The sequence below is a fragment of the Moorena sp. SIO3I6 genome, from assembly GCF_010672095.1.
The window spans coordinates 92,381-110,586 of sequence record NZ_JAAHHU010000025.1; the positions used below are offsets into that span (position 1 = coordinate 92,381).

Annotated in this window: 20 protein-coding genes; 9 read left to right on the forward strand and 11 right to left on the reverse strand. The window is 42.5% G+C overall.

The features are described 5' to 3' along the window. Window positions 1–23: 23 nt before the first annotated feature. The gene (locus F6K49_RS09525; RefSeq protein ID WP_293036559.1) at window positions 24–194 is read left to right on the forward strand and encodes a hypothetical protein; all 171 of its coding nucleotides are present in this window, start codon (window positions 24–26) and stop codon (window positions 192–194) included. A gap of 85 nt (window positions 195–279) precedes the next feature. Here the strand turns inward: F6K49_RS09525 and F6K49_RS09530 are convergent, their stop codons facing one another. The 4 genes from F6K49_RS09530 to psbQ all read right to left on the reverse strand — a co-directional run bounded on the left by F6K49_RS09530 (window position 280) and on the right by psbQ (window position 3,990). After that, entirely contained in the window at window positions 280–1,110 is an 831-nt protein-coding gene (locus tag F6K49_RS09530) for a biotin--[acetyl-CoA-carboxylase] ligase (RefSeq protein ID WP_293028240.1), read from the reverse strand. A gap of 29 nt (window positions 1,111–1,139) precedes the next feature. Further along, the gene (locus F6K49_RS09535) at window positions 1,140–1,856 is read right to left on the reverse strand and encodes a hypothetical protein (RefSeq protein WP_293028237.1); all 717 of its coding nucleotides are present in this window, start codon (window positions 1,854–1,856) and stop codon (window positions 1,140–1,142) included. A 233-nt stretch (window positions 1,857–2,089) separates the two neighbouring features. Beyond that, complete coding sequence (locus F6K49_RS09540; protein ID WP_293096097.1) at window positions 2,090–3,226, reverse strand: FAD-dependent oxidoreductase; 1,137 nt, start codon at window positions 3,224–3,226, stop codon at window positions 2,090–2,092. 263 nt (window positions 3,227–3,489) lie between these two features. Next, window positions 3,490–3,990: a photosystem II protein PsbQ gene (gene psbQ / locus F6K49_RS09545; RefSeq protein ID WP_293026934.1), complete on the reverse strand. Its 501-nt coding sequence runs from the start codon at window positions 3,988–3,990 to the stop codon at window positions 3,490–3,492. 925 nt (window positions 3,991–4,915) lie between these two features. Here psbQ and F6K49_RS09550 point away from each other — a divergent pair. Continuing rightward, the gene (locus tag F6K49_RS09550) at window positions 4,916–5,533 is read left to right on the forward strand and encodes a hypothetical protein (RefSeq protein ID WP_293026931.1); all 618 of its coding nucleotides are present in this window, start codon (window positions 4,916–4,918) and stop codon (window positions 5,531–5,533) included. Between the two features lie 170 nt (window positions 5,534–5,703). Then, window positions 5,704–5,910: a DUF433 domain-containing protein gene (locus F6K49_RS09555; RefSeq protein ID WP_293026929.1), complete on the forward strand. Its 207-nt coding sequence runs from the start codon at window positions 5,704–5,706 to the stop codon at window positions 5,908–5,910. 21 nt (window positions 5,911–5,931) lie between these two features. Here F6K49_RS09555 and F6K49_RS09560 read toward each other — a convergent pair whose 3' ends face one another. After that, complete coding sequence (locus tag F6K49_RS09560; protein ID WP_293026949.1) at window positions 5,932–6,777, reverse strand: alpha/beta fold hydrolase; 846 nt, start codon at window positions 6,775–6,777, stop codon at window positions 5,932–5,934. 397 nt (window positions 6,778–7,174) lie between these two features. On the opposite strand from F6K49_RS09560, the gene F6K49_RS09565 reads away from it, so the two are divergent. Then, window positions 7,175–7,591 (forward strand): hypothetical protein, encoded by a 417-nt coding sequence (locus tag F6K49_RS09565; protein ID WP_293026927.1) that lies wholly within the window; start codon window positions 7,175–7,177, stop codon window positions 7,589–7,591. A gap of 95 nt (window positions 7,592–7,686) precedes the next feature. On the opposite strand, the gene cobJ is transcribed toward F6K49_RS09565, so the two are convergent. Next, on the reverse strand, window positions 7,687–9,612 hold the full coding sequence (gene cobJ, locus F6K49_RS09570) for a precorrin-3B C(17)-methyltransferase (protein WP_366514153.1): 1,926 nt from the start codon (window positions 9,610–9,612) through the stop codon (window positions 7,687–7,689). Between the two features lie 590 nt (window positions 9,613–10,202). Here cobJ and pheA point away from each other — a divergent pair. Then, entirely contained in the window at window positions 10,203–11,063 is an 861-nt protein-coding gene (pheA, locus tag F6K49_RS09575; RefSeq protein WP_293026923.1) for a prephenate dehydratase, read from the forward strand. 151 nt (window positions 11,064–11,214) lie between these two features. Here pheA and F6K49_RS09580 read toward each other — a convergent pair whose 3' ends face one another. Then, window positions 11,215–11,856, reverse strand: coding sequence for an LON peptidase substrate-binding domain-containing protein (locus F6K49_RS09580; protein WP_293026920.1), 642 nt, complete (start codon window positions 11,854–11,856; stop codon window positions 11,215–11,217). Between the two features lie 370 nt (window positions 11,857–12,226). On the opposite strand from F6K49_RS09580, the gene F6K49_RS09585 reads away from it, so the two are divergent. From F6K49_RS09585 to F6K49_RS09600, 4 genes are all read left to right on the forward strand, one after another. Further along, window positions 12,227–12,562, forward strand: a complete 336-nt coding sequence (locus F6K49_RS09585; RefSeq protein ID WP_293096101.1) for a XisI protein — start codon at window positions 12,227–12,229, stop codon at window positions 12,560–12,562. Between the two features lie 682 nt (window positions 12,563–13,244). Continuing rightward, window positions 13,245–13,796, forward strand: coding sequence for a hypothetical protein (locus F6K49_RS09590; RefSeq protein WP_293096104.1), 552 nt, complete (start codon window positions 13,245–13,247; stop codon window positions 13,794–13,796). 410 nt (window positions 13,797–14,206) lie between these two features. Further along, window positions 14,207–14,545 (forward strand): hypothetical protein, encoded by a 339-nt coding sequence (locus tag F6K49_RS09595; RefSeq protein ID WP_070395690.1) that lies wholly within the window; start codon window positions 14,207–14,209, stop codon window positions 14,543–14,545. Beyond that, window positions 14,496–14,762: a hypothetical protein gene (locus tag F6K49_RS09600; RefSeq protein WP_293066965.1), complete on the forward strand. Its 267-nt coding sequence runs from the start codon at window positions 14,496–14,498 to the stop codon at window positions 14,760–14,762. The genes F6K49_RS09595 and F6K49_RS09600 overlap by 50 nt, the downstream gene beginning before the upstream one ends. Here the strand turns inward: F6K49_RS09600 and F6K49_RS09605 are convergent. From F6K49_RS09605 to F6K49_RS09620, 4 genes are all read right to left on the reverse strand, one after another. Next, window positions 14,684–14,992, reverse strand: a complete 309-nt coding sequence (locus tag F6K49_RS09605; protein WP_293096107.1) for a DNA adenine methylase — start codon at window positions 14,990–14,992, stop codon at window positions 14,684–14,686. The genes F6K49_RS09600 and F6K49_RS09605 overlap by 79 nt on opposite strands. A 131-nt stretch (window positions 14,993–15,123) precedes the next feature. Continuing rightward, window positions 15,124–15,573 (reverse strand): hypothetical protein, encoded by a 450-nt coding sequence (locus tag F6K49_RS09610; protein ID WP_293096110.1) that lies wholly within the window; start codon window positions 15,571–15,573, stop codon window positions 15,124–15,126. Between the two features lie 6 nt (window positions 15,574–15,579). Beyond that, the gene (locus tag F6K49_RS09615) at window positions 15,580–16,974 is read right to left on the reverse strand and encodes an AAA family ATPase (protein ID WP_293096113.1); all 1,395 of its coding nucleotides are present in this window, start codon (window positions 16,972–16,974) and stop codon (window positions 15,580–15,582) included. 201 nt (window positions 16,975–17,175) lie between these two features. Next, on the reverse strand, window positions 17,176–18,069 hold the full coding sequence (locus F6K49_RS09620; RefSeq protein ID WP_366514154.1) for a metal ABC transporter permease: 894 nt from the start codon (window positions 18,067–18,069) through the stop codon (window positions 17,176–17,178). Window positions 18,070–18,206 lie beyond the last annotated feature (137 nt).

Consider the following 18,206-nt stretch of genomic DNA (forward strand, 5'->3'; position numbering starts at 1 on the left):
CCAGATGCCCATGCCACGGCCAGATGCCCATTCCACGGCCAGATGCCCATGCCACGGCCAGATGCCCATGCCACGGCCAGATGCCCATGCCACGGCCAGATGCCCATTCCACAGGTGCGACCGTTGGCGAATTAAATTCGCCACGGGTCGCACCGCCAGGAACGGGCAAGATGCCCATTCCACAAAACTCTTAAAATCATTCCATTATTAAGCAACGCCATAATTCCTGTTTTGTTGATTAGTTGATGCTTAACATTTGACCCTTAACCGTAATAGTTCTCAACAACTACGATAGCCAAGACTGATTGTACCGGGCTTGAGCAAAATTTCTTTTGGGGTCGGAGTATCGTGTAGATGCACTCGCAGTTCGCCCCTAGGGGTTACCCCTGTTATGATGCCTGGATTTCCTTCTACCATGACTTGGCTTCCTTGATAATTGAATAGCGCTAGATATCGTGGTAGCAAACTATTCATTCCTTCCTCTGACCAGAGTTGATATCCGGACAGTAGTCCTTGTAAAACAATGGCAGCCAGCATTTCTATAGAAGTCACAGTGGGAGAGGGCTCGGGTTGCCAAAATGAGCACAAATTGATGCCAGATTCCGGCACCTCATTGCTCCAGTTGATTCCGACACCCACGACTGCTTTGGTAATTTGACCCTGTTGCACACGGGTTTGTGTTAGAATACCTCCAAGTTTGCGTCCCTTAAGCAGTAGGTCATTGGGCCACTTCAGAGACACTGGCATAGCGTAAGCTCTCAAGGCTGTAGCAATTCCCCAAGCACTACACATGGTTAGCTGGGCGCTGTCCAATGCCTGTAACTTGGGAGCTAAAGCTAAGGATAAGTAGAGTCCACCTTTTGGAGATTGCCATTGTCGTCCCCACTGTCCCCGCCCTGCTGTCTGTTGCCCAGCAATAACCATCGAGGGAACTGTTGCACCTTGGTTGAGCAATTCCCAAAGGGTTTGGTTGGTGGATGGGAGAGTGTCAAATACCTGTAGGGGAATTGGTGAGAATTTCCCCATGCCTGGGGAGTTGAGGGGCAACTGTTCCCTTACTGCTTCCAGAGCAATTTCAAACGCTTGTTGATTAAATGAGCTTGTATTCATTTAAATGATAAGCTCACGTAAATGATTGTCTAGGGTGAAGGACATTTATCTCGGCAATAGACTTCTAGAGATTTAATTGTCGCTGAGTCGCGATAGTTCTGGGTTTGGTTATATTCTTTCAATGGTGAAGCATAAAGGCCAGAAAACTGATTCTTAGTATCATTGACGTTTACTCCGATGCGGAAGGCTATATCTTGTGATAGGTTGGCAAAATTGACGTATTCCCTAGACTCGCTGGCATAGTTAAAGGACAAGGTAGCGTCACCGTAGGCTTCCTCAGCTAGTTTTAGGGGTGTGCCAGGGCCAACACCTTTGCTGGTGCGATAGTTAGGATTTGTGGTGAATAACGCTTCCATTACGGTTGAATTACCCATAGGTGTTCCCATCGGGTAAAGAATATAGTATTGGGGTTGTCCTGATTGGATAACTGCGATCGCATCGAAACCGACAATAAACGGTGACTTCACCTCAAATTTTGCTTTATCCCCTAGGGATTGTTTTAGCTGTCCCAAAGTCATTCCCAACTTAGCCGGTCCAATTCCTTTAGCAGAGATAGTAAAGGCATCTGATGCCGGAGGAGACAGTTTGGCTGTGGGCTTTGAACTGCCAGATTTAGATGTGTCCTCTAAATTAGGCGGGGTTGGCATCGGTTGGGGACTTGTTGTTGTCTTAGGTGGTGGAGTCGGCGACTCGCCACAGCTCATCAGCACCATCAGCAAACTCGTGATTAACCATCGAGATTTCATCAAAAATTCACGGCTGGATACTCCCCTGACACCCCATTGGGGTTAAACGTGAGAGGTTGCGCCGCGCCTCCTACAAAGATCAGTTCATGAACATTCAACCTATATATTTTAATTGATCGGTGTTTTTTGAAGATTGACGGTTAACTGTGAAATGTCAAGATTAACTCTCAACAAAAACAATAGGTGCGCTCTTACCATTAAGAATTAAATTCGCGTGATTGTCGCACCTCTAGCTATTTTCCTGACTCAATAACTTCTTTGAGAATTAGTTGTGCTGTAGCCGGAGCGAGGAGTACACCATTGCGATAATGACCTGTTGCTAACCAAACATTATTGTAACCAGGCAGTTGACCAATGACAGGGGCAGGTCGTCCTTCTGGACGAGGGCGTAACCCGTACCATGTGTGGATAATCTCTGCTGTGGCTAGAGGAGGGCAATATGCGATCGCATTCTGTCTGACCACCTCCAGTAACCCTGGTTGTGCTTCTACATTACCTGCATCATCGGGAAACTCAACTGTTGCGCCCACCCAGTAGTCTTGCTTACCCACTGGCAAAATATGAACATCATCACGAGTAATCACCGGCTGAAAATCTTCATATCCCATTGGCTGAGGGAGCCGCAATTTTAAGGCTTGTCCCAGTACTGGTTTGAGACTCAGAGGCAGATCTTGACTAACTTGCCTGTCTGGTGCTTGGAGCATCTTAATCAACCCAGATGAACCTAACCCAGCAGCCACTACTAGGCAATCTATCTCTAGGGTTCCAGCATCCGTATAGATTTGGGAGCAATTGAGAGAATTGTTGAGATCTGAACCTATGGATTCAAATGCTTTAATTGTGATTCCAAAATTAAACCTAACCCCATTGGCCTCAGCACCAGCTACTAATACTTGAGTTAGGATAGTTGGATCAATTTGTAGGTCTTGGGGAGAATAGATTCCAGCAATAAATTTATCTTGACTTAGCTGAGGACAACGATGCTTGACTTGGGGAACATCCCAAATTTCTAATTGCCAACCTTGGGTGAGGCGAGTTTGTAATAGTTTTTCCCAAGACGCTAAGTCTTCTCCAGGCAAACACAGCTTCAAGATACCGTTGCGATTGACTGGAATCTGGTATCCCGTGAGTGCCTCTAATTCAGGAATCAGGCTCTGATAGCGCTGGATACTGGCTTGGCGCAGCTGCCACGCCCTACCCTTGACTTTCTTACTAATGGCACCCATCAGTACCCCTAAAGCAGCACCAGTAGAGCCTTGTGCTGGCATATGCTGGTCGAGGACAGTGATACTTAGCCCATTTACCCGACTAAGTTCATATGCGATCGCTGCTCCAACGATACCGCATCCAATAATAGCGACTTTACTCACAATTTTATGAAGTTTAAAGTTTAAAGTTTGAAGTGTGAAGTGTGAAGTATGAAGTGTGAAGTGTTAGTTCAGAAGTGTTAATTATGAATTATGCTTATGGATAAGGTTTTTATTCCACCTTTACACTTCACACTTTACCCTTTACCCTTTACACTTTACCCTTTACACTTTACACTTCACACTTTACACTTCACACTTCACACTTTACACTTCACACTTCACACTTCACACTTCATACTTCACACTTCATACTTCATAACTTTCTAACTAGTGGGAATTAATTCCAAAAAGTCATCAAAGTTTTTCAAAGCTGCTTCGTAGTTTTTGAGTGCCAGCTGGGAGTTGCGCTCTACAGAAGCTTCGTCAATTTTAACCAAAGATTTCAACAATACTTCAGCCGCTTCCTTGGCTGCTTTCTGGTCTTTAGGAAGGAGTTGGCCAGCCAGATAGTTACTGCTGCGCCCTAGATCTCCTAACGGACCATGGATAAATGAACTAATATCTACCCAGTTTTCGTCTTGAATGTTGGCTTCGAGAACTGGCATTTTCTCGCGAAGCTCAAGCACTCTAGTAGCACTTGTCTGGATTTGGGCAATTTTTTCAGGGGTGTAGGTAGGAGCCTTGGTGGCACTTGGGCTACCACAGCTGACCAAAAAGGTCATCACCATTGCCAGAATCACAGTCAGAATAGACCGATAACTTCTCATCATCATTGTTTGTTCGCTAGCCAACCGATCGGGAAAACTATTTAAGGTTCTTGACACTCCCCGCCCGCTTATGAGCGGGGATTCTTAGTTCTACGACACGCCTTAAAATTAGTTATCCCTCAAAGGCAGTACTTAAGCCAAATAGCCGTTTAAAAACGCGCATATCGAGCCTAATTTAACTAAACGAGCGTGGGCTTATCTCCCTAAGCGTTGGGTCTCCCCCGTTCCCGTGTGCCCCACGGTACGTTTAGTTTTAAAAGGTTATTTTACTGGGGTTTCGGTATCTGTTAAGATCCATGCGTTTTGGCGAGGTTTTTCGCTCCTCGTGTACTAGTATCGCTTTACGTCGTTGTTTTAAATTGGCAGTACCGACGAATCCTGCCTGTACTAGGCTACATGTTTATTCTATCACACTTTACTTAAAAGCCGTCCTAGAATAACGGGGCTTTAAACCAAAAATTTTTGGTCAAGTACTATAACCCAATATTGCTCCCATCAAACGCAAAGTTTAATACCCAATATGGTAGCTTGACCACTGATTGTGTCGAAGTTTACCTACCCAAGCACTACTTTCAGCAAGATCTTGGTTGGTGAAATACTAATCAAATCACGATCTGCTTAGGTAGACGCTGCTGAAAGCTGTTTGCCTTTCTCAAGCTTGTAGATGAGCTGTACAGATATAATATTAAAAAGTTTCTATAGCAAAGGGAACAACGGATCACCGGAACAGCGGATCACCGGAACAGCGGATCACCGGAGTAGGGAATATTGCATCAAAAATTATCACAATTGATTTAGGATTGCTATAACTATAGCTTTTACCAAGCTATCATAAAAGCAAATCTGATTTATTATAGTAAATAATCCTTGGATATCTTTTTTACTATTCCCATATCCGCTGTTCCCTACTCCCTACTCCCTACTCCCTACTCCCTAATCTAAGGGCCTAAGTACCTTACCGAATTGAGAACTGCTATATATCATGGCATTTACAGATTTTAAATCTGCTGACGAAGTACAGAAGGCATATCGAATCAACTATACCGAAGAAGACTTTCTTCCCATTTCTTCTGTCTCGCCACCAGAGCAATTTATTCAAGATTACGAGTTTAGCAGGCAAAACTTTGATATTTTCTCATCCGAGGCTGCCCGCTGTGAAAACGTTATCTACCCGATTTTACGTGAAGCATGTAAAAAGTTTGTTGAACAATATTCAATCTGGAGCCATAAATCGATTTATGCAGATAGTATTTTAACGGGAACACCAGATTATATTTTTGGTAAACGTTCAGAACTGGGTAAAAACGTAATAGAGTATCCGCTGATTTTGATTGTAGAGGCAAAACAAAACGATTTCATGAAAGGTTGGGGGCAATGTTTGGCAGAATTAGTAGCTGCACAAAAGTTAAATAAAACTGAGAGTCTGGTGGTATATGGAATAGTTACTGATGCTGAGTTGTGGCAGTTTGGAAAGCTGGATGGAAAACATTTTACCAAGAATTATTCTAGGGTAACTATTAATGACTTAAGTGAGGTATTTGGTTCGGTTTGCTCTGTTGTGGAGTTAGCTGCGAAGTCATCTACGGTGCGCCCCTCCTAGGGCGAGTAAATCGCCCTAGGGTCGCACCGCTAGGAGTAGGTTAATGGGAGCAGGGAGGTTTGCAGCAGGGAGTAGCGATGCAGCACTATAGTTGTTAATGCTTTTTTCCGTTGCAGCCCAGTATTAGTATGCTATAGAATGAGACTAATAAGACCGAACCTATTGGCAAAATGAGCGATCGCAATATTATTACCATCGAAGCGGATAAGCGAGGTGGTAAACCTTTTATTCGACAGATGCGCATAACAGTTGATGACGTTTTAGGCTGGCTAGCAGCTGGTATGTCTCACGCCGAAATTGTCGATGACTTTCCAGAATTGACCGAAACAGACATTAAAGCTTGCCTAGAATTTGCTGCTGATCGCAACATCCTTTAATTGCCACCAATACTGACTAATTCAAGCTTTGCGTCTTAGAAACGGCACCAGGATTTCACTAATTTCCCTCGACCAATGCTCCTGAGGGTAATGTCCAGCTTCCTCCAGCTTCACTAATTCCTTATTCTTAAGCTGATTAGCAAATTGCTCAGCTTGCTCAACCGGAAGCCAAGGGTCTTTGAGTCCCCAAACAATTAAGGTTGGCTTGTCCCAGTTGCGGAAACCTGATTCAATTTCTGCCATACACTTGTTCATCTGGATATTCTTGATAGTCGCTACCAGAGAACGTCCAGGATCGGAACTTTTCAGAAAGGGCTTGCGATAGAGATCTAAATAGTTGTCTTCAATGCGATAGCGCGACCCCCCTTCCAGAGTTCGGTCAACTAACAAGGGGTCTTGGGTTAACATATCCCCGATGAATGGCCATCCCCATTGCTGCATTTTGCTGGGTAACTTGGCAGCCGAGGAGACAGGTGTATTTAGAATCACTAGACGCTCAATCTGGTCTGAGTGACGCAAGGCATATTGAAGTCCCACGGAGGCGAGAAACCCTTGAACAACTAACGAAAACCTTTCGATTTCCAGGTGTTTAAGGAAATCGCCTAAGGCTTCAATGAAAGCATCTGGTGTGTAGGGAAAGTCAAGCCGGTCCGGTTTTGCGGATAATCCAGAACCGAGCCAATCTGGTGCGATCGCATCGTAGCCTACTTTAGCTAAATCTGGCATGATCTCACACCAGCAAAAACTCTGGGATGGTAAGCCATGAAGAAGTATTACTGGCACTCCTCTACTATCCCCAACTGGTTTAGCTTCCCGATAGAACCATTCCCAAGACCCGACTTCTATAGATTGTTCACTGATTGACACGGTTGTTTTGCCTTTACGCTGTTGCTTGTCGTGTGGCAATCCTGATCGACTTGTGAACAATACTTCCATTGAAAATAGTTCGTCAGTCCTGAGTGCTGAGTTTTGAGTAAGAACTGTGATTGTTCACTTTTCAGCTCGGATTGCTATATGAGCTTACCGCTGAGTGGGAACTTAGGCAAGTGAGGAGGATGATTTATCAAAAGCGGAACGGAAGTAGCGGACTTGGGTATCTTATCGGAAATGCTGCCATGTCAGAAGACCTGGTTCTGGTATTGATTAAATATTTAACTTATACTACAAAAGTATAAATTTTTATAAATAATTGGGTAGATTTGTATTAGGTTGTAATAAAAAGATACAAATTACGTTACTAGCAGTTAACCATAGGAGATTAGGCGTGAACGCAGCTGAACAAGCAATCGGCTTAGAAGTCACCACCAAAATTGCGGCTGTTGTGAATTTGTTTAAGTCTGAATTCCCTGATGCCAAGGCTGACCTCAAGCCTTGGACAAATGACCCGGAAACCCGAGAACTCGTGGATCCTAACTCCATTGACATTGGCTTTCACTTCCCTGGCTGGAGTAGACGCTTCCAAAGTCGAAGTATTTTGTTACAGATTCGGTTTCATAAAGACCAGTTAGATCAATCTCATCGGCTGATTGGTTTGGAAGCGACCGCCTTTAACCATCAAGGAGAAGCTTGGCGACTCTCCACAGTGGAGCGTTGGCAAATTATCGGTAGTTGTCAGCCATCAGCTGAAGTGGGGGAGAAGCTAAAACATTTCTGTCGTCAGGTGTTTGAGTTGTTTCTCTGATTTAACTTGCCAAATCTGCTTTCAACCAAATAACCTTAAACCTTCAACCAAATAACCTTGGCCTTTGGCCACGCTACGCGAACAACCTTAAACCTTCAACCTTCAATCCGATATCCCCTTGGTGTAATCATCCAATCCTGATGAATATCAGTGCTTTGATTACCAATCAGCACCATAGTCAGCATATCAATGGGTATTTCTAGCATTTTGTCAAGAGTTGTGAGAGTGATTTTTTCATCCTCTCGATAGGCGGAAACCACAATGGCTACAGGGGTATCAGGTTTACGATGCTTGAGAAATATCCGTTGTGCGATCGCAATCTGTTCAGTACGATTACGCGATCGCGGATTGTACAACGCAGTCACAAAATCTGCTGCGGCTGAGGCTTCTAGACGCTTTTCGATTACTGGCCAAGGGGTCAATAGGTCACTCAAACTAATGGCACAAAAATCATGCATCAGGGGTGCTCCCACACGAGAGGCAGCAGCTTGTAAGGCTGTAATACCAGGAAATACTTGCACCTGGGGTGTCTTACCATCCCAGCCCCTAGAGCGCAATTCTTCTAGGACTAACCCAGCCATACCATAGATACCGCAGTCACCAGAAGAAACCACTGCTACCGTTAATCCCCACTCAGCCAGTTCAATGGCACGTTTTGCTCGTTGGCTTTCTTGGGTAATCGGTAATGCTTCGATAATTTGTCCTGGACGTCGCAAGCTTGTAATTAAATTGATATAGAGGGAGTAACCAATAACAGCATCAGCGCTGGATATAGCCGTTTTAGCTGCTGGGGTTATTTGGTCAAGATTTCCCGGACCGATACCCACTAGCAACAGTTTCCCCAAACGTCCAGTGTATTCTACTGGGGATTGAGCAATCGCTACAGTTACGGCTCCTACTTGATTCGCTGATTTGACTATTTGTTTGGGAACTAATAAGGGTTGTTCGGGAAGCATGGGCTTTTGGCCAACGTTCGCGAACAACTTGCTAACTTTCAACTCTTGAGCGCTATACAGAGCTGCTGCTTCGGCAACGCTGGGAGTACCAACTTCTGCCGCCACCACATCCGATGGGTTGGGTACAGTTACGGAACGGAGTACCTCAGCTGGGAAAGTGCGTAAGGGCCAATGGCGCTCTTGGCACAATTGGACTATACCGACTTCATCGGCTTTCAGGTCAATAGTCGCAATTCCTGCGATCGCATTTTCTGATAAACCATAACCCTCACAGGTCTGCCGAATCGCCATTTCAATCAACTGCTTCGATGTCCCTCGCTCACAACCAATTCCCAACCACAGTACCCGTGGATACCACTGCACGTTTGCTAAATCCGATTCTGGGGAAAATTGCTGTTGGGTGGCACTAATCCAAATCCTGGCTTTGGGTGAGATCGACTCGGATTCAGTTGTAGCGCGATTGTCTGGAAATCCGAAATAGAAAGGATGTCCATCTCTAAGATGAGCTTGCCAAAGAGTGGAACCAGCCTCTTGAATTACCTGTACTATTTCCCCACGGGCAACCACAGCACTTACTCTAGTCCAATCCCCTTCTCCCCGATACCAGCCAAAGGGAATACCTAAGACATCAACTCCAGGTAGACCTAAATCTGCTGCTGCTCCCGTTAAAATAGGCGTTGAGTCCAGTTGGGACGCAATTAACCGTGTCAGTTGATCTGCTCCCCCTTGATGACCACTACACAAACTAATTACAAAACCTCCCCCTTGATCAACCACCACCACCGCTGGATCACTGGATTTATCCGTTAACAAAGGAGCAATTAAGCGCACCACTGCTCCAGCTGCCAAACAAAACACCAAGGCACGGTGGTTTGGCCAGAGGGAGGCAATGTGGTCTTTGAGGGAACCCTTGTAGACAGCAACCTGTTCTAGGGTGCTCAGAGAATTAGGTACCCAAAGGGTTCCACCAGTAGTTTGACAGAGGGGTTGCAGGATTTGAGCCCCAGTAGGAGTGGTAGCGATCGCAGCTAGGGGTTGGAAATTTTCAAAAACCGATGCCATCATGAAAGAAATAGACCTTACCTAGGGCACACTTAAGATACCCAGCTTTACTCTTAAAATAGAATATTCGCGCTTGCTGTTTATCGGTTCCTCGATTCCCAAACCAGCATAAAAATACCCAGGCTAATAACAACTGATATAATGACGAACTTGGGCTATTTTTTTCAATATTTTACAGTTTACTTCTTGAGCAATACAAAGCACATAAAAATCTGATCTAATTCTAATTTATTATTGATTATTTTATTACAATTAAACTCCCATAACCTAGATAGCATTTCCAACTATATCATCAAATCCAATCCTGATTTATGATCACACCAAAAAATTATCATAGCGACTGCATCAAGACAAGGATTACAGTTTTTGATATTACCAAAAATTACTATTATATAGTTGATTAACTCTTGCCTCTTGCCTCTTGCCTCTTGCCTTCCCCTCCTGGGAGGGGTTAGGGGTGGGTTCCTCTTGCCTCTTGCCTCTTGCCTCTTGCCTTCCCCTCCTGGGAGGGGTTAGGGGTGGGTTCCTCTTGCCTCTTGCCTCTTGCCCTTCCCTAAACGATTCTGTTCACAACTCAAATTATATTGTCTATTATGTCAGTTTCTATTGCCTATCTCGGACCACCAGGAACCTATACAGAAGCCGCTGCCACAGCTTATGCTGAGCGACTCCAGAAACAACAGGCTCAGCAATCCCTGTTGTGTCCTTATCCCAGCATTGCCCAAACCTTACAATCAGTAGCTAACCAACAAGCTGATCTAGCAGTGGTACCTGTAGAGAATTCCATTGAAGGCAGTGTCGCCATGACACTAGATCGGCTTTGGCAACTAGATCAGCTCCAAATCCAACAGGCTCTGGTTTTGCCAATCAGACATTGTCTGATGTCACGGGCATCAACCATAGCAGAAATTAAAACGGTTTATTCCCATCCCCAAGCCCTGGCTCAGTGTCAGCGGTGGTTAGAGCAGTTTCTGCCATCAGTGCAACTGGTACCTACCAACTCCACTACTGAAGCGCTACAGTTTTTGGACAAAGATCACAAAGCAGGAGCGATCGCATCTGAACGAGCAGCAAAGCTTTATACTCTACCAGTACTGGCATCTAACATTAATGACTATCCCGATAATTTCACCCGGTTTTGGGTGCTGAGTTTAAAGCCATCTCCTGGAGGTAGTCATACCTCCTTAGCATTTAGTCCTCCTGCTAATATACCTGGATCATTGTCTAAACCACTCCAGGTGTTTGCCCGTCGAGGCATTAATTTAAGTCGGATTGAGTCTCGTCCCACCAAGCGATTACTTGGTGAGTACATATTCTTTATTGAACTCGAATCAGATCTCTATGCACCATTATTTAAAGCTGCTCTTGAGGAAATAATTCCTGATCAGGAAATCCTCAAGATTTTTGGCAGCTACACCCTCATAAATGTTGATAATTTGACTTTCAACAGTTAACCGTCAACCGTGAACAAAACTGTTATAGCAGTTACTAATTGGGTGAGGTACTTTCGTTCTGGGTTAATGGAAGTAGGGAGTCGGGAGTCGGGAGTCGGGAGTCGAGAGCAGCGGATCTGGCAAAAAATCCTGTGTACCTCATAGATAAAGCTTAAGTCAATGCATCTTTGAGTACAGTGCGTGCTGCTAAGTGATTGCGAGTTGAAGTGAGAATTTCTGTTTCCCGTTCTAGACGTTGTGCGGTGTCCAGGGTCTCTAAAAGTGCCTGTTGTTCTAAGGCTACACCGTACAGATTGCTAGCAACCCAGTAAGACAACTCAATCGGTAGATCGGGCAGGTCTTCTGGTAGCTCAATTTTCTGGTTGGTCAACTTCGCGGAAAGACGCACAACATCCCGCAATAACTGTGCCACCTCTTTTGCCTTTGGTCTGAGGTCTTCAGCGGGTGGCTGGTCTTCAATCCATTCCACTAGTCCAACCCGATAGGGCTTTTCACGAACGTACTCTAAGACCCGAAACCGCTGCTGACCTAACGTTACTATTTTCATCCGGTCATCGGGAAGACGCTGAAAGTGAATAATTTCAGCGCAACAGCCAACTGTAGCTGGTTCCTGTTTTACAGGATCCCACATTAAGACACCAAATCTGCGATCGCTCTCCAAAATCGTGTTCATCATGATTCGGTAGCGAAATTCAAAAATGTGTAACGGCAGAGGGCGTCCAGGAAATAAAACGACTTCAGGTAGGGGAAATATGGGGAGTTCTCTGACAGCTATCGAGGAAGAGGATACCATTGTGCCTGGGTTAAAAAGGTAACTTCGCTTATTTACATACTGTAACGGATTTTGTGTTTGACACTCCAAGGCATAATTCGTCCTGTAGTCTTTTGTAGTGACATAGCTACACTCACGAGGGTAGGGGAGTGTAGGCTTGAGCTTGTCAGCAATAGCAGTGATATAGCGCTACGCGCAAGTCAGAAGTTAAAAGTCAGAAGTCAAAAGTAAGCTAGGATTAGGTTTCGGAGTTTAGAAATGTCAAACATATTAATGCCTAGTGCTATAACTTCCAACTCTTACAGCGGATCTTTACGCTAAAGCATGCTGGTATACAACAGTATCAGGTCTTGATAATTGTGTATGATTCAGCCAAAGAGGTGATTGTTGAATGGAGAAAGTAGCTCAATACCGTGAGTACGTTCAGAGATTACTGAACGACTACGCCAAGGATGATGTTTCTAATCATGAGGTGGAAGTACAACTAATTTTTGACACTCTTCGGGATCATTATCAGTGGATGAATGTGGGTTGGGAAGATTTGAATCGAATTTACCGTTCTATCGTTCATTTAGATATCAAAGACGGAAAAATTTGGCTCCAGCAAAATCTCACAGATCTCAATCCTGCTGAGGAGTTAGTTGAAATGGGCGTTCCAAGAGAGGATATTGTCTTGGGTTTACAGGCTCCTTACAAGCGGCAGTACACTGATTATGGTGTCGCTTGATATAGTAACGCTGCCATCAGACCTTGCCGTAGTTATCAGACAAAAGGCTTGCAGGCAACAAAATTGCAGTTATCGGAAGGGTCGATGCACTGGAAGCACTGGCGATCTGTTGCATTGCCGAAATATTTCTACCGCCAGTGAGCTTGACACTAGAAAGTTTCTATAACTAGACTATTAAGTAGTCAGAGAATTTTACATTAGTGGAATCCGTGCCACATAAGCAACTGATTAACTTACTTCTGGCAGTCTCTCATAATCTTAATTAAATCTCTTTGTTTACCTAACCAAGCAAATTTTTACTCTTCCTGTTTCTGATTTAGGGGAGGGGAAAAAAGGCTGAATTAATTTCCAGTGTTGGTTACTCAAATCAGTTCTGTAGGATTGACGACTCATCTCCACTGACTAATTGTAGCTGATTTTTACCTATTATTTTTTCCAATTGCTCCCTCTCAGGAGTTTTTCTTGATCTTTTTTCTATAGATACTCTCCTATAGATCCCTGCTTGCTTGCACAGTTAACTTTAGACAAAAATTGCCAAGTACTTATGCATAAATATGACCCTGCAAATCTAAAGATATCCCATACAGAGGTTTTACAGGCTTCAAACTTATAAAAAAATGTTTTTGAGTTAGTTTCTGATAAAAAGTCTCATAAAAAAAAGATTATTTTTACATATTATTTTTTGATTATTATTGTATTAATTATTTTTATTGGTTTATGCACTGAAGTCTTTATTGATAACCATGATTTTAGTGCATTTTTTAAATTTTTAGTAGATTCAACTTCTTTAATAATTACTTTTTTGTTAATTAATACTTTAATTAAAGATGCTAAAAAAGGTTACCATAAATTCAGGCATCTCAAGAGATTATATAAATCAGTGAAAAACTTTAATTCTCTTGTTGAAGGAGTTGACGCCTTGGATCAGGCTGGGCGTTCAGTTGGTTTAGATAGATTGGAAAATAAAGAAAAAGTGATTGAAGCTCTGACAATTATTAGAGCTGATTTAATTGCTGCCTTAAAACTCGAAAAAATATTCAGAGAAAATCCAGATTTCAATTCAAATAGTTTTGCCGTCAATTTAGAACCTTTACAGATTCTAAAGCTGAGTGAGCAATCGAGTGAATATGGTCGGTTATTCAATGAAGCTATCCAAATTGGAATAACTGTTCAAGAAGAGATGCAAAGTCTTCAAGGTAATGCAAGCAAGCCGTATCGTAGAACTGGAGTTTAGACTAAAGCTTGATGGGAGAATTCCATAAACCGTTTAAGCTCCGATTGTTGCTGAACATTCAATCAAGCATGGAGAAAGAAAACCAATACGATCTTAAGTAGCACCCCCAGACCTCAAAGCCGTCAGTAATCAGTAAGTCCAGTAGGATGGGTTAGTGATAGCGTAACCCATCATTAATTGACGGTTAGTCTGCTAAGCACAAAAGTGCTGGAATTTTTGAGGTTGCTTGGTTTCCTAACCATTTATCACAGCAGATGCTCTAGGGGGTGGAGGCGATCAGTCATCCCGAAAGTTGCTGATGTATTTCTAGTCTCAAGGAGAGGTTTTTGTCTGCTGCAGTTGAGGGGGTTTTGTGGTCTTGCTCGATACCATAAATTTGGTATGATCAAAACACTCGATCTTTCTAGTGTATGAGTGGCATCGATCGTGAGATTTTTCTGGATTCTAGACACATTGCCAAGCATCTACCTGGCACACCACAAGTACAGCGGTTACTCAGGCGAGGCCGATCGGCTCATGTTTTTAACAATCAAGCCACAATGGAAAGAGTTGCTCAAGCCATCATAGAGACAGGAGAGTTTACCGGAGTCATACGAGGATATGAGCGTTACGGTTTGTTCTTCGCTGATTCAATTGGTTACAGAATCAGCCCCGATGGTAGCCCAAGCACTCCCTTGTTTTATGGAGAGGTGAAAATTGATGGAAAAAACCAATACCATGTTATTCCCCGTACTCGACCCAGCCAATAGTGAGTGGGATTTCGCTGAAGTTTGGATTGACCCCATGCTATCCCCTCCCTACATCCTGCTGTTACTCGGTAATTCATCAGGTAGTTGTCGTGTGTACGATCCTGCTGAGAATTACAAGGTTGTGTTTACTGGAGCAACCTATGATGAAACCCAAACTTGGCTGTTGGAAGATGAATACGAGCCAATGGAAGGGCGACTTTCAGCATCGGAGTTATAAAGATTCCTGTTCATTCTACATTCGCGGGTTTCACGATCTCCACCAGCAAAAGGTTCAAAAAGTTCCTTATCTGTACCACCTTTATTATACAACCATTGGCGAATTTGGGGTATTAGCCAAGTTTTACCACCAGCATAGCGAAATGGGCTACGTTGGGGGACACTAGCTACATTTATGACTTTTTTAGGACTGGTGATAGAGGCAGTATTAAATAGCTCAAGTTGAGTCATTGTGACTTTTGTTCAGACTTCCCTATAAAATAGAAACAGCTCAACCAGTTAGCATCAAAATCAGGAGACTGAAGAAGCATACAGTGACTTTACTCTCAAGAAAGTCAAGAAGAAGAAGCCTAACCATAGGCTTACCTACTTTTTTTCTTGATGGTGATTTTACTTAAATCACAAGTATATTGAATATTCTTAATTCGGAATTCAGCATTATAGTTATTATTAAACTTCCTTTGCAGCTTTTGTATGTCCGTTCCTTGCTTGGGAACACGAGTAGAAACTACAAAGCACCGCTTGTCGATTTTTTTTGGGTTATCTGAAAGTAACTTAATCGTCGATTCTATTTGCTTAACTGCATGGTCAATCTTACTTCCTTTCAACTCTACATAAATTTCTACTTCCTCATTAGGAACAACGGCATAATCACAGCGCATAGTTTCATCATCTGCGATAGCGCAGCCATCAACTTTAATTTTTAATATTTTATCTCGATTGGAATTCTCAAAAGTTAGTTTACTTTTGTTTTCCTTGAATACGATTTCATTGTCATCTTTAAATTCCTCACAGTTTGGGCAAGATTTCATAAATACTCACGCTAAGTCCAGAAGTTGATCAAACTGAATAGCTAGCTCATCAGAAACACCGTCAATAAGATTGGCATAGATCAGATCTGTCTCTTTGTCTAAAATATTTTCAGCCTTGCCATTTTCTAGGACATAGGCTGATAAATAAGACGTACTCAGGGCTTTATAGCTAGGAACGATTTTTTCTAATTTAGGTAAGACATCCTCGCTAGATTCTTCATAGAGCATACCAGCTTGAATAAGATTATTAATTGAAGTTAGGATGTAAGGACTATGGGTGGTGATAAAGAATTGAAGTTTTTCCCGATCAGAATTAAAAACACAGGCGATTAACTCAACCATGTTTCGTTGTGCGCTTGGAAATAGATGAGCTTCTGGTTCCTCAATATAAACAGTTTGTCCAGCCGAACTAGCATCAACTAAAAAAGGTAATGCTGACAGTATAATTGTCAGGGGAAATGTTGCTTGCTGACCAGAAGAAGAGTTAGCAATACTAATCCGTCTTCCATCTGCCATTCTCAGAAAATCTTCGCCTTTTTCCTGTATATGTTCTCCACATAAAACTTCCTTGATCAGCGTTTCTATTTCATCATTTATCTCTTTTTCTTGTATATTTTCAGGTTCATTAATAATTCTCGCATTCAAACGTTTTATAGTTTCGTAAGTGGAACCAAACTCGATCATAAAGGGCTCGATAACGATCTTATTAGAAATCAATGAAAATATACTACTTTGGAGATTAGCAAAGAAAGAGCGACCAGCAGGAATAAAAAGCTGGGTATAAGCTGCCTCATCGCATAATGAACTCCTCAATAATTCTATTAAATGTTCTCTTGAAAATGACTGTTTTATTATATTTTCATTACTTTCTGGATTTTCTTTTGCTCTTTCTAAGAATATTTCAAGTTGCTCTAATAAAGAAGTTAGATCATCAGATTTTTTGTTATTTTCTTCTGTCAGTTTAATTTTATAGTCTATCAGACTATTGATTAAATATCGTTGTTTATCGAATTTCTTTAGTTTCTCTAATAGCTCTTCTTTTAAATTTTTAAAAAACTCTGAGTAATTAAAATTTATTTTGTTTTTATTCTCTTTACTTCTAGTAATTTCAATAAAAACATTATAAATTTCATACTTAATACAGAAATCATCTTCTCCCCAGGAATCTGGTGGAAAGTACTCTTGAAAAGTTTGAGAGTAGCTTGAATCTAGGTCAGGCTTAGTTTGTTCAATTTCTACTGTATCTAAAATTTTCCAAACAAAGTTTTTAAAGTAAAAAAGAAGTTTAGCACATACACTTTTACCACTAGCTTGAGGTCCAATCACGATATTGATTCGTTTAACCTCAATCTCTAGTTCCTCGATACCAGCAAAATTTTTAACTGTAAGTTTTTCAGCCATGACCAGAGATTAGAGTAAGCTGAGCTGTAGTGTATGGGTGTTGCTAGCCGTTACACTACACTAGTCTTGAGTTATTTAATTATAGTTTACCATGTTGAACATGCTATTACCATGTTCAATATGCTGATAGCTGATAGCTGATAGCTGATAGCTGATAGCTGATAGCTGATAGCTGATAGCTGATTGCTGATTGCTGATAGCTTACCCTCGATTCAATCTCAATAACTCTTTCAGCAAAGTCAATAACTTAGCCGGGCGACCTGCTATCGCTGGCTCCGTGAGAATCCCTTGCCTTGGGCTAAACAAAAATGCCAGGAAAAATAAGCCAAAGATTACCATTACAATTGCTGGACCTGATGGCCAATTAAAATAATAGCTTATATACATCCCACTGACACTGGAAATAATTCCAATCATTGAGCCTAAACCCATCATGTGATGTAATTCTTTTACTAATAAATAAGCCGTAGTCGCGGGTCCGATTAACATCGAGATAACCAGCAACACCCCTACCGTCTGCATACTGGCCACAATGGTGAGAGTAATCGCCAAGATTAACCCGAAATAAATGACTTTTACCGGTAAACCGCTAGCTTGCGCTCCCAAGGGGTCAAAGGTATAGAATAATAGCTCTTTATAGAATAACTTTGTTAAAAGTAAAATTACTCCTGTAATCACCAGGGTGTGCCAGACATCTCCCGGTCTCACCCCTAAGATGTCACCAAAAAGAATATTTTCTAAGTCCAGTTGGTTAGTTTTCAGCACCGTAATTAGTATCACTCCCAAACCTAAAAAACTGCTGAAAGTCAACGCCATTGCTGCATCCACTTTGACTCGGGTACGCTGAGGAATTACGGCAACAACTAAAGCGCTAAGGACACCTGCAATAAAGGCACCAATAGAGATATTTATTCCTAAAAAAAATGCGATTGAGAGACCAGGTAAAACCGCATGGGCAATCACACTACTCATCAGGCTCATTTGTTGTACAATTAAGTAGCTGCCTACCACTGCGCCTAATATCCCCAACAGCACAGCCGTTGCGATCGCATTCCGCATAAATTCAAAACCTAGGGGCTCAATCAGCCAATTCATAATAAATAAAAGGGAGTAGGGAGTAGGGAGTAGGGAGTAGGGAGTAGGGAGTAGGGAGTAGGGAGTAGGGAGTAGGGAGTAGGGAGTAGGGAGTAGGGAGTAGGGAGTAGGGAGTAGGGAGTAGGGAGTAGGGAGTA

Excerpts from the sequence above, each read along its gene's own strand:
- F6K49_RS09525 (WP_293036559.1), top strand. The coding sequence starts at position 24 with ATGCCCATTCCACGGCCAGATGCCCATGCCACGGCCAGATGCCCATGC.
- F6K49_RS09530 (WP_293028240.1), bottom strand. The coding sequence starts at position 1,110 with ATGAATACAAGCTCATTTAATCAACAAGCGTTTGAAATTGCTCTGGAA.
- F6K49_RS09535 (WP_293028237.1), bottom strand. The coding sequence starts at position 1,856 with ATGAAATCTCGATGGTTAATCACGAGTTTGCTGATGGTGCTGATGAGC.
- F6K49_RS09550 (WP_293026931.1), top strand. The coding sequence starts at position 4,916 with ATGGCATTTACAGATTTTAAATCTGCTGACGAAGTACAGAAGGCATAT.
- F6K49_RS09555 (WP_293026929.1), top strand. The coding sequence starts at position 5,704 with ATGAGCGATCGCAATATTATTACCATCGAAGCGGATAAGCGAGGTGGT.
- cobJ (WP_366514153.1), bottom strand. The coding sequence starts at position 9,612 with ATGATGGCATCGGTTTTTGAAAATTTCCAACCCCTAGCTGCGATCGCT.
- pheA (WP_293026923.1), top strand. The coding sequence starts at position 10,203 with ATGTCAGTTTCTATTGCCTATCTCGGACCACCAGGAACCTATACAGAA.
- F6K49_RS09580 (WP_293026920.1), bottom strand. The coding sequence starts at position 11,856 with ATGGTATCCTCTTCCTCGATAGCTGTCAGAGAACTCCCCATATTTCCC.
- F6K49_RS09585 (WP_293096101.1), top strand. The coding sequence starts at position 12,227 with ATGGAGAAAGTAGCTCAATACCGTGAGTACGTTCAGAGATTACTGAAC.
- F6K49_RS09595 (WP_070395690.1), top strand. The coding sequence starts at position 14,207 with ATGAGTGGCATCGATCGTGAGATTTTTCTGGATTCTAGACACATTGCC.
- F6K49_RS09600 (WP_293066965.1), top strand. The coding sequence starts at position 14,496 with ATGGAAAAAACCAATACCATGTTATTCCCCGTACTCGACCCAGCCAAT.
- F6K49_RS09605 (WP_293096107.1), bottom strand. The coding sequence starts at position 14,992 with ATGACTCAACTTGAGCTATTTAATACTGCCTCTATCACCAGTCCTAAA.
- F6K49_RS09610 (WP_293096110.1), bottom strand. The coding sequence starts at position 15,573 with ATGAAATCTTGCCCAAACTGTGAGGAATTTAAAGATGACAATGAAATC.
- F6K49_RS09615 (WP_293096113.1), bottom strand. The coding sequence starts at position 16,974 with ATGGCTGAAAAACTTACAGTTAAAAATTTTGCTGGTATCGAGGAACTA.
- F6K49_RS09620 (WP_366514154.1), bottom strand. The coding sequence starts at position 18,069 with ATGAATTGGCTGATTGAGCCCCTAGGTTTTGAATTTATGCGGAATGCG.